Source organism: Faecalibacterium sp. (genome assembly GCF_052358865.1).
Lineage (GTDB): Bacteria > Bacillota > Clostridia > Oscillospirales > Ruminococcaceae > Faecalibacterium > Faecalibacterium butyricigenerans.
The window spans coordinates 1-9,820 of the sequence record NZ_DAWCVJ010000087.1 but is presented as its reverse complement, the minus strand read 5'-3'; the positions used below and the strand labels follow the sequence as shown (position 1 = coordinate 9,820).

The window sequence follows — 9,820 nt, the reverse complement described above, 5'->3', positions numbered from 1 at the left end:
CGAAAATAGGGTTCCAGAATGGGTGAACCACATTCCCACCGTTTCGGACGGTCCGCTGCTCAAAAGCTACCTTGCCGCCCTCAAAGCCGACATGACACCGACCTGCATTGACGGTCAGACCGGTTATTTCAGCAGCAGACACGGCAACTACGTTGTCACGCTGGACGTGCCGAACGGCTGTGTTTGCGGTAGCCACACCCGGCCTTGCAAGCACCAGTACCGCCTTGCAATGGAGCTTAATCTTATGCCCGGTGATTTCATCCACGATCCCAGCAAAATCAAGTACAAGCTGGACGGCGTAGATTTTGAAACTGCTGTTGACCGCATCGAGCAGCTTCCCGCCACGGCACAAAAAGAGCTGTTCGGCATCCTGTCCAGCCTGTTCAATGGCAAGGTGTACAGCGGCACTCTTTCAGAGGATTCCGCCCGCGCTCTTGTTGGCGGCAACGTGCTTTTGTGGATTGACGATCCCGCCGGGTATCGGCTCTGCACCGATCTGGACAAAAGCTCTTTCATGCTAGACAAGTACCTGCGTCGGAAATTCGACTTTGACATTTACTTTGACCCCTATAACCGTGGCACATTCTCTGTTCCGCACGGCTGCACCGCCGTCTATGACGAGGACGATCCCGGCCACCCCTACACCGTGACCGCGCCGGATCGCACCGAACAGGACAAGAAGATCAACGCTATGCTTCAAAAGCATCACTGTGACCCTCTGGACGGCTTCACAGTGCGTTTTGGTGAGTGATAATATAAACTAACGCCCTCGACGGAGTTACCCGCCGAGGGCGTTCTATTTTGGCATATTCGCAAGTTTGTTTTTCTGAGCGGTTCGGAGGATTTGCGGAAGCGGTTCATCGCACACGCGCATAGAGCTTTACCAACTTGCCTTTATAGACAGCTTTCCGGGTTGTTCCCTTGCCCGCTGTCTGGGCGACTGTTTCTGCCGGTTCTGATAGATTTTCTATCACTTTCCCGGCATACCCAGCATACCGGCCCTTTTAATCGCGCGCGTCATACGCGCGGGAGAGGATTTCTTCGATCATGGGAATTTCATCGAACATCCCGCCCAGAACGACCAGAGCCGCGTCTTTCCACCTCTGCGCGGTTATCTTCTTTTTGCCGATGGAAATAGCAATGCTTTCCCACGTTTTTTGTAACGACCGGTCGGCGTAGACATACCGCCCTTTCAGGATCGTTTTGTAATCATCGTTCAGCCGGTCTAATTTCTGCCGGATTTCCTGTAAATCCGACTTCAACACGACCCGCCGGACAATCAGCTCATTTTCTCGGTTCTGGTACTCTTCGTTGTCGGCCAGCTTGACGGCAAGGGACGCGGTGCTGTCGCCGGGTGTGCTGCCATGTGGCATACCGTCCATCGCAAGGCCCTTGATCGGGCTGTATCGGTCTTGCAGCTCGGCCAGCTCCATGTTGACACTATCAAGCTGCTTCTCGATCTTGCCATAGTAGAGCAAAATCTGTTCAGTGTCCTTTTTCTGCATCCGCGTTTATCCTCCTGCCTGTCAGCTCTCAGATTTCTTTCCCGAAGATCGGCTTCGCGCCGGGTTCTTCGTCTATCGCCGCTTCAATGCCCGTTGCCTGTTCATAGCACTGGGCCATTTTGTAGTAGGCCACATATTCGCCGTCTTTCGACCATTCAAGGAACTGCCGGAAGTTGCCCTGTATCTCTTTCAGGGCGGCGGCGATTTCTTCTGTGGTGTAGCCCAGACCGTCCATGACCTCGACAAAGAACCGGGCCACAAGATCACCCGCGCCGCGGCGTTCATAGAGCTGCACCCTCTCCCACTCTTTGCGCGGCCACTTCTCGACCGGCAGGGTGAAGTCCTCTTTCATCTTGGGGTCCGTGCGCTTGCGCAGATTTTCCCGTGCTTTCGGTGTGCCGTACACGTTGGTTTCCAGCGTGTACACCTCACTCCGCCGGATAAGCTCTGCCTGCCAGCGTTCCACCCCGTCCCGATCAAGGTCGAAAAGATTCTGCGCGGCAATGATGGCGCAGTACGTCACCACCTGCCCCACAGCGGCCCGGTTGAGCTTCATGTTCTTCATGGTGTCGCCCTTTGCGACCACGCAGCGGTTGACAGCCTTTTCGTACATCATCTTCCGCACTTCAACAGGCGGCATAGATTTTCCCATGTTCTTCATCCTTTCTGTTTTGCAAGACTCTTCCACGCTTTGACCTCTGCCGCCGTGTCTGCGGTGATATGCTCGATGAAATGCCAGCCCCGCGGTTCGGCCACAAGGTCAATGAACATCCGGCGACGGTGTATGTAATCGCGCTGCTGCCGCCGGACAAACTTCGATTTCACTTCGACGGCTTCAACTGTGCCGTCTGCATAGGTCAGCACAAAATCCGGGGTATAATGCACCGCCGGGAGCTTTACCGCGTCATACTCCTTTTCTGGCAGGAGTAGGAACGTGCGGTGCAGCTCCACTTTCACGATCTTCCCGGTCTGCACTTTGGGCAGAATCGTCCCCATGTAATACTCGTACTCGCCCCGGCTGTCAAAATCCATGCCGATTTTTTCAGCGGTGGCAACTGCGGCGGGGACAGACTGCGGCAAGGCGCACTTTCCCCGGCTTCTGGCCGCGATCTGTGCTTCTGCCTGCGCCCGGTATCTTGGCGGCAGGTCGTCCAGCGTCAAACGGTTCAAGGCTGGTTCCTCCTATTCCTCCGCTGTTCCGGCTTGCGGTACAGGCGCACGATCAGGTGGCGGGTGGCGTTGCCGGTTATGATGCACTCGCACCGGTGCAGGGTATAGCCGGGGTACATCCGCTCCCAGTAGTCCCGATCTTCCAGACGGTTCTCGCAAACGTCTTTCAGCCGGGTGCGGCTCATTTTCCCGTCGTTTGGGCGCGGCATCTTCGGCGGTTTCAGCCCGCGGCTCTGCCGCCAGTGACGTTTGCAGCGCACGTTCTTGGTGATGTACTTTGCGAGGGATTCAATGCTGTTGTGGTCAAACTCCAACGGCTCGCACCGCGATCTGCCGCGCTTGCCCCATGCCTTTTCAACCATTTCACGGGTCAACCCCGCCGGGTGGGACATGATAACATGATGATGGTGACGGCCCAGCGGCTTGTCCCCGTCCATCGTGCAGTATTCCGAAACCACAATCCACTTCGGGTGTTCGATTCCGTTTTTGTCGCAGATACGGTACAATGCTTTGATGGCATTGGAAAAATCCCGGTCAGCACGTTGAAGATCACCGGGCGCGGGGTGGTGTTCTTCGTTGTAGGTGTATGTAACGGAGTAGTCGCCGGGTCGGAAGTTCCGGTTTGCCAGCAGTTCCAGATACCGACCACTCTTGCGCAGATTATACGATTCCTTGGCAATGCTGGTGGCAAGCTCTTTCTTTTTCCGGGTGCTGGCCTTGTGCTGCTGCTCTGTCACCTCGAAGAAGTCCACCTGCATAGAGGGGGCCGTGGCATAATTCATACCGCAGATAAATTTCTGTTCCCGAACTCTAAAGCCGCCGGTCATATTCTCCACGTCCTCCTTTCCGCAAACGTCATGGAATTTTCTCAATCATGGACCACAAACACGAGAGGGGGAACGATGCAAAGGGGAAACACCGGGCCGCGTTCCTTTCGTACTCTATTCCGATAGGCTGCTGGAACGCCGCCCTCGTTTTCCCTCTGCACTCCCTTTCCCCGCCGGGGGTAAGCGCATCTCTCCGCTCTCTTCTCTCTGTGTGTCCCTTAGTTTATCTACGGTATACAAGCCCCTTGCCGCCTCGTCAGGGCGGCAATTTAACGACGGGTTTCCTATATATAATATAGATAGGGGCTTTGGCGGGCAGATCAGGCCAGCGACATGATCCACTCCGTCAGGTTTTGCAGCAGCACCGCCAGCAGGTTCGACAACACAATGCCGACACACAGCCACCAGAGAGCGATTGCGGCCAGTTTGCGGATTTCCGCCGGGTCAAGTTTTCTCATTTCGTTCTTTCCTTTCTTCCCATTCAGGGCAGGTGCTTTCCGGGTCGGTGAAGTCCGCCCGGTACTCAGAATTTCCGTTGAAGCACACCCATGTATAGCTGTCATGCCATGCACAGGTGGAGCATTCTTTTTTCATGTTCTGCGCCTTTCTTCTATAATCGAACCGCACACTGGACAAAAACTCCCGGCGCAATCGTCCAAACGGTGATCGCAGTTAGAACAAAACGGCACTGTGTATTCTTCGAGTTTCAAAACCCGCTGTGTATAAACCGGCTTTCCATCGTACAAGCACTCATTTGTCGGAACAGGATCATATACGACAAACTGCTTGGGCCGTTTTCTCCATGCTATGTGCGCCACCGGGCGCACCCCCTCCGGGGCGATCCTCGGTGCGTTCTCAACCACGCACATGATCTGCTCCACTTCATCTTCCATGTCCGGGTTACTTTCGCCGCCCAAAATTTCAGGCACGTTCTCCCGGATTCTCCGAAGCAGCTCTTCCGTGTTGGTAAACTGTTCCATCTCAATTCCTCCCAGCTTTCAGCGCACATTCCGTGCAAACAAACTTCATATCCGGGTTGACCTGCAAAACCAGCTTCGCGTTGTTGGTCTGATACCAGCACTCCCGTCCACACTCCGGGCAGATTTTCAACTTCCAGTCTGCCGCCCGTGGGTGCGGGACGTTCTTTTTCAGCGGCATCATGCCGATTGCCTGTAAGACACTACCCATGATCTTCACCTTTGCCTTTCAGTTTCAGCTCTATTTTCGGCTGTGGCTGATCGCTGCGGTTCAGCGGCGAATAATAGCTTACGCACCCTGCAACGCCGTCCGGGTTATCATGCCATGACAGCGCGTGGCGAATGACCAGCCAAACAATTTCTGCTCTGTACGGAATTTTCATCACATCCGAAATTGGAGCAGGGAGAACACAACGGTTATACAGCTTTTCCATTTCCTCCCGCATGGTATCTCTCCGACGCAGGGCAACATCAAAAGCATTTGCTCGCTGCTCGTTCGTTTTGAACGCTCCGTTTTCTTCATCTGAGAGAAATTTTGCCAAGCACAGATCGTCCGCCATATCCCAGAACTGACCCATGTGCAATCTCAGATACCACTCACAGGCTGTCTTTACCGCTTCTGCCACCGGTCGGCTCATGGTGATTGTCACTGTTTCCACTTCCGGCATGGTTTTTTTCTTCTCCATGACTATCCTCCCTTGCGCCGGGCCAGTTGTTCCGCTGGCCGTGTTCAAACTTCTTCGCCATTGCTGCCACCTGAATTGCTTCGACAGCCAGATTTACTGCGGCTTCCCGAATGGCTTTGAAATCGTCTTTCGGCACAGTCTGGTTTGCCTTGACCATGTTCCACATCCGGGTTTCGATGTAAAGTTTCAGCGGCACAATCGCCCGTTCCGCTTCTTCCAGCTCTTCCCGGACAACATTCTGTCCCTCGTGCGGGCTGGCAAACTGGGGGAAGTGTTTGTTTGCTGCTTCCAGCTCCTTGTTTACCAGACGGCGAACATCTTTTCTTACTGCATCCATTGTTTATTCTCCTGTTTTAATTGCAGATCGTATCTACTATCCAATACACAAACCCGACAAGTTGCAAAGACCTATCGCCCAGCGACCGGTGCTTCTTTTTCTTCTGCAATTTTTTTCTTAGCGAATTTGTTTCAGCTCGTTCGTCAGCAAAAGCAATAGACAAGTGTTCATTTTCTTCTTTCAGGCTTGCAATCATATTTCTTTGAGTTTCGATTATGCCCGCCTGCTTGATAATGACTTCTTGATTGCTTATCCATTTTCTTTCCGTTTCCGAGTGGATTTCCGGGGCCGCTTCTTTAGCCTCTTCTTCGATCATCCCGCAGTATTGCAGCAACACTTGTTCCGCCGTAACAATGTGTGTTCTATCGAATCGGTCAAAGCACTGTTCAACAGCATCCATAAGCTGCTGCGCACCCTCTATGTTTGCTTTCAGGCCACTTTCAATCATGTGTCTAAAATCCTCCTGACTGAAAATTTCCTGCTGGAAGAAGTCATTGAAAAACTGTTCTCCCTTATTGCTCAGTTCATATCCATCTTCTCGAAGCGCGTCATAGTCTATGAGGTGCAATACGCATTGTGCCTGTCCTAACCAGAGCGTTTCGTTGATTCCGATACGAATGTATCTTCTGCTCACCCTGTTTTTCCCTCCAAACGCATTCCCTGAAAGTCAGCAACGCCAAAACTCCCATCCTTGCACGGGTGACAAGCGTAGAGCGTTGGCTCCATGATCTCTTCCGGTTCTTTCTGCTCAACCGCTCTGCACATAATTTTCATTACAAAGCTGCGATTGCTTTTCTCTCCGCTGGTTGAGCACTCCACAAATTCTTCTCCGCACAAACGGCATTTGTAGATTGCATCAAACATCTTCATTGTCCGTTTCGTCCTCCACTTCATCCGGCAGATCATCGAATGTGTATCCGCTCTCTTCCTGTTCGCCAGTGTGGTTTTCAGCCAGCATAGCGACCAGCTCTTGCAGCGTTGCTTCCGCATATTCGTTCAGAGAATAAGACGTGACAGCAGCGCGTACTCTCATACCATTTTTTACCACATAGTACGTTCTTCCGTCAGCGCGTTTTCTTTGATAGTAGCGGATAAACCCGTTGTTCTTGATTTCGTCCTCAACCGGTGCAAGCTGCGACCAGCAGATAAGGCCGACCATGTGTTTATCTTCCGTTGTGACCGGGATAAGGATTTCTCCCATGTAGTAAATGCCGACGGCCATTTTCTTTACTTCTACTTCGCCCTTAACCGTGTCGTCCAGATTGAATCCGCTAAGATCGTCTTTATATGAGCTGTCATAGTCGTTATAGGCCACCTTGTCGATCATGGTTTCTTCACCGATCCCCAGCAGCGCACCCATCTGGCTGCGGTTCAACGGACGCGGGAAACCAGTTGCGCAGTAGATTGCAGACGCGGTTCCAATGTAAAAATCGTCGCTCGTTTCGTTGTAGAAAACATTGCAGACAAGCTGCCGTTTGACCATCTTGGTCAATCCCGAAAGTTTCATGTTCAAACCACCTTTCTGATAACTGCAAACGGCGCATATTCTGGGAACTGTTCATCTGCGGATTTCTCCGCTGCTTCACCGGCTGTGCGTTCCGTTTCTGCTTCAAATTCTCGACCGATGATGATGCACGGCGCAGTCACGCCAGCACCATTCCAACCGGCAACGCTGATGTAGTACCTGTTCACAAGTCCCGCACCTCCGTTACGCTGTCCACTTCGATTTTCTGGTACTGCGGGTAGTACAGGGCCGCTTCTTCTTTTGCCTTGTCCGCCGCTTCAAGTGCTTTCGGTGCTTCTATGCGGTACGGCAGATAGGCCGGTGTTTCCTGCCTATGGCGGTTTGCGTTGCTTCTTGCTCTGCTGCACCGCAGCATGACTAAGTATTTCGGCATTGTCCTTTCCTCCTGTTATTTTCGGGCATTTCCGGGCTTGAACCGGTAGGGGCCTATCCCCATGCTCACAGAATGGAGCCGCCGCGCCGGGCGGCTCCGGTAGGAGAAAATCAGTTGATCCCGTTGATGATGGGAATACTGCCATCACCGCCAACGTATGTAGGCAGTTCGCCGTTCCAGAGAGAATCGACGTTTGTGATCCGGTAGTATTCCAGCAGATTGCTATTCAGACTGTCGTTGAGTGCGCGGTTTGCTTCTGCCTTTTTCTCGGCAACGTACAGCTCCGCGTCCGCTGCGACCTTGGATTTCTCCGCTTCCGCATTGGCGGCGATCAGATCAGCGTCCGCCGTTGCCTGAGCTTCGACGCGGCGTTTCTCCGCATCGGTTTCCGCCTTTTCCTTTTCCTGCTGGGCTTTTACTTTGGCTTCAACAGCATCCGTAAAGGTATCGGTGAAGTCGAAGTTTGTGACACTGATATACTGCAAGTCGATGTTGTACTCTGCCAGCACTTCCCGCAGCTTCGTGTCCATCTGCGATGCAACGGCATCCCGGTTCGAGATCAGGCTGCTTGCATCGTAGTGGGCGACCACGGCCTTGACCGTTTCCTGCACACGGGGAGTAATCAGAGTGTCCTCGTACTTCTTGCCGACCGACTTGTAAATCGTCATGGCGTTCGCCTGATTGATCCGGTAACCAACGGCAACGCTCGTGGCGACTTCCTGAATGTCAGAACTGAACGCCGATAAATCCATGCTCATTTCCTGAACACGGTTATCCATCTTGACGATAGACTGCCACGGTGATTTGAACACCACACCAGCGTCCTTTGTGCCATCTTCGACTTTGCCGAACGTAGTCACAATGCCGGTGTAGCCGGTGGGAACGTAGGACACACAGGACACACCGATCAGGATAACGGCGACCACGCCGGGAATAAATGCTGCGGCCTTGCCCTCTTTGGACAGGAGTAGGACGGCCAGCGCAACCAGCGCGGCCAGCACTCCGATGATGAAAAAGATCATATTTCCTCGCTTTCGCTCATGTGCTTATGTACGGGCGAAAGCTACGGTGGGGTCTGACCGTGGGAGGTTCGGTTTCCACTTGCCTATAAGAAACTCACCTGCCCCTCAATTTTTTTCTTCTTCGGCTCTCTCGGCCTATACTTTTTGTTCTCGTCCAGAACGTCCACCGGGTTGAACTCAAAGTGCTTGCACTTGTTCGGATTTCTTATCTGCTTGCCCTCTCGCATTTCGTCTTTTGCTTCGCAGTAAATCAAATCGTCGTCATTCAGAACTGCCAGAGAACAATACCGGCAATACTGTGTCACTCTTTGTCCTCCGTAAAAATATCAGTGTACTTCGTGTACACCTTGCCATTATGGAAGTAGAGGTTATAATCGCACTGGGTAATGTACCACCAGAGCTTTTTGTGGTACTCCGTCAGCAGATCGTGGAGGTGATAGGTTTCCTTGTAGTTTTCATCTACCCGCTGGCGGAAAGAAAGCTCGTCAAGCTCTTTGCTGCCCGCCACATAACCGGCAATAAAAAGCGCATCCTGTTCGGTCATATTGTCGTCAACGACAAATACCACCCGGACAATCTCGCCAAACTTCCGTTTAATGTGGAGCAAGTCGTCGAACGTATGGACGTGATACACTACCCGTTCAAACCAATTAAGCGGGAAGTCTTGTACTTCCGGGCTGTCCGGGAGATAGCTCGTGTGCATTTCCAGCTTGACGTTTCGCCGCTCTGCCGTGTGGAAAAGGCCCTCGTAGAATGACCAATGATCTTTCCAATGGAACAGAGGATCGCCACCGCCGGACACCGAAACCCACTCCGGCCTTTCCTTGCAGAGCACCTTGTTGAGCGGTTCCTGTGTGCTGAAATTGTCCGTTTCGCTCATTTTCAGGCCGTTGTTTCTTACGATGCACTCCGGGCAGGTGTAATGACAGCCAAAGTTCGTAATGATGCTGACATACTTTCCGGGGTTTGCGTTGACGCAGCGCATCGGCGTAATTGCTTTTTCACTTTTCATCTTGTTCACCTATTTCATTGCCCCATACGTCCCATCCGGGCGACCGCTGGCGGGCAAAAAGTTCTATCCTCGGCACGTCGCCCAGCAGTTCTACAATCCGCCGTCTTGTTTCTTCTGGCTTCTTACTGTGTTCCTCTACTGGGGACTCTATAACTTGATGTACTGCATGGTTCTTGATCTGCGCCGCCGGTTTGAATCCGGGTGTTACTCCCAGCAGGCAAATCTCGGCGTTCGCTCGTGTATACGCTCCCATGCCCCAAAAGTTTGTGTTGCTCTTCCGGTTCTTCTTGATCCACACAAAGGCACAGGTCTTATACTCGAACCCCCATGCTTCCATGACGCGCAGGGCATCGGCTATCTGTGGGAATGTCGCCCACATGAAGCAC

The 9,820-nt window shown here is 52.7% G+C and carries 18 protein-coding genes; 1 reads left to right on the top strand and 17 read right to left on the bottom strand.

Annotated features, from left to right (window positions below):
- Positions 1-751, top strand: a 751-nt coding sequence (locus ACT8X9_RS11535; protein ID WP_444269079.1) for a hypothetical protein, incomplete at its 5' end; no start/stop codon positions are given.
- Positions 752-1,004: 253 nt separating this feature from the next.
- Here ACT8X9_RS11535 and ACT8X9_RS11530 read toward each other — a convergent pair.
- The 17 genes from ACT8X9_RS11530 to ACT8X9_RS11450 all read right to left on the bottom strand — a co-directional run.
- Complete coding sequence (locus ACT8X9_RS11530) at positions 1,005-1,505, bottom strand: hypothetical protein (RefSeq protein ID WP_120020067.1); 501 nt, start codon at positions 1,503-1,505, stop codon at positions 1,005-1,007.
- A gap of 28 nt (positions 1,506-1,533) precedes the next feature.
- Positions 1,534-2,157: a hypothetical protein gene (locus ACT8X9_RS11525; protein WP_444269078.1), complete on the bottom strand. Its 624-nt coding sequence runs from the start codon at positions 2,155-2,157 to the stop codon at positions 1,534-1,536.
- A gap of 5 nt (positions 2,158-2,162) precedes the next feature.
- Positions 2,163-2,675: a DUF1064 domain-containing protein gene (locus tag ACT8X9_RS11520; RefSeq protein WP_156074321.1), complete on the bottom strand. Its 513-nt coding sequence runs from the start codon at positions 2,673-2,675 to the stop codon at positions 2,163-2,165.
- On the bottom strand, positions 2,672-3,502 hold the full coding sequence (locus tag ACT8X9_RS11515; RefSeq protein ID WP_120020065.1) for a rolling circle replication-associated protein: 831 nt from the start codon (positions 3,500-3,502) through the stop codon (positions 2,672-2,674). Before ACT8X9_RS11515 ends, ACT8X9_RS11520 begins: the two co-directional genes overlap by 4 nt.
- A 320-nt stretch (positions 3,503-3,822) precedes the next feature.
- Positions 3,823-3,960 carry a hypothetical protein gene (locus ACT8X9_RS11510; RefSeq protein WP_156060132.1) on the bottom strand — a complete coding sequence of 46 codons (138 nt, stop codon included), beginning with the start codon at positions 3,958-3,960 and terminating at the stop codon, positions 3,823-3,825.
- A gap of 132 nt (positions 3,961-4,092) precedes the next feature.
- The gene (locus tag ACT8X9_RS11505; RefSeq protein WP_156060131.1) at positions 4,093-4,482 is read right to left on the bottom strand and encodes a hypothetical protein; all 390 of its coding nucleotides are present in this window, start codon (positions 4,480-4,482) and stop codon (positions 4,093-4,095) included.
- A gap of 1 nt (position 4,483) precedes the next feature.
- On the bottom strand, positions 4,484-4,690 hold the full coding sequence (locus ACT8X9_RS11500) for a hypothetical protein (RefSeq protein ID WP_156060130.1): 207 nt from the start codon (positions 4,688-4,690) through the stop codon (positions 4,484-4,486).
- Complete coding sequence (locus tag ACT8X9_RS11495; RefSeq protein WP_444269077.1) at positions 4,683-5,165, bottom strand: hypothetical protein; 483 nt, start codon at positions 5,163-5,165, stop codon at positions 4,683-4,685. The genes ACT8X9_RS11500 and ACT8X9_RS11495 overlap by 8 nt, the downstream gene beginning before the upstream one ends.
- Positions 5,077-5,502: a hypothetical protein gene (locus ACT8X9_RS11490; protein WP_444269076.1), complete on the bottom strand. Its 426-nt coding sequence runs from the start codon at positions 5,500-5,502 to the stop codon at positions 5,077-5,079. Before ACT8X9_RS11490 ends, ACT8X9_RS11495 begins: the two co-directional genes overlap by 89 nt.
- Before the next feature lie 16 nt (positions 5,503-5,518).
- Positions 5,519-6,136: a hypothetical protein gene (locus ACT8X9_RS11485; RefSeq protein WP_444269075.1), complete on the bottom strand. Its 618-nt coding sequence runs from the start codon at positions 6,134-6,136 to the stop codon at positions 5,519-5,521.
- Entirely contained in the window at positions 6,133-6,372 is a 240-nt protein-coding gene (locus ACT8X9_RS11480) for a hypothetical protein (protein ID WP_444269074.1), read from the bottom strand. The genes ACT8X9_RS11485 and ACT8X9_RS11480 overlap by 4 nt, the downstream gene beginning before the upstream one ends.
- Positions 6,359-7,009, bottom strand: coding sequence for a hypothetical protein (locus ACT8X9_RS11475; protein WP_444269073.1), 651 nt, complete (start codon positions 7,007-7,009; stop codon positions 6,359-6,361). Before ACT8X9_RS11475 ends, ACT8X9_RS11480 begins: the two co-directional genes overlap by 14 nt.
- Before the next feature lie 2 nt (positions 7,010-7,011).
- A complete protein-coding gene (locus ACT8X9_RS11470) occupies positions 7,012-7,194 on the bottom strand; it encodes a hypothetical protein (protein WP_207684026.1) in 183 nt (60 codons plus the stop codon).
- Entirely contained in the window at positions 7,191-7,400 is a 210-nt protein-coding gene (locus ACT8X9_RS11465; RefSeq protein WP_156074301.1) for a hypothetical protein, read from the bottom strand. Before ACT8X9_RS11465 ends, ACT8X9_RS11470 begins: the two co-directional genes overlap by 4 nt.
- 110 nt (positions 7,401-7,510) lie before the next feature.
- Positions 7,511-8,422: an SPFH domain-containing protein gene (locus ACT8X9_RS11460; RefSeq protein WP_444269072.1), complete on the bottom strand. Its 912-nt coding sequence runs from the start codon at positions 8,420-8,422 to the stop codon at positions 7,511-7,513.
- 301 nt (positions 8,423-8,723) lie between these two features.
- Positions 8,724-9,434, bottom strand: coding sequence for a hypothetical protein (locus tag ACT8X9_RS11455; RefSeq protein ID WP_444269071.1), 711 nt, complete (start codon positions 9,432-9,434; stop codon positions 8,724-8,726).
- Positions 9,424-9,820 (bottom strand): MT-A70 family methyltransferase (locus ACT8X9_RS11450; RefSeq protein ID WP_444269070.1); only part of this gene is annotated, 397 nt, incomplete at its 5' end. The genes ACT8X9_RS11450 and ACT8X9_RS11455, both read right to left, overlap by 11 nt.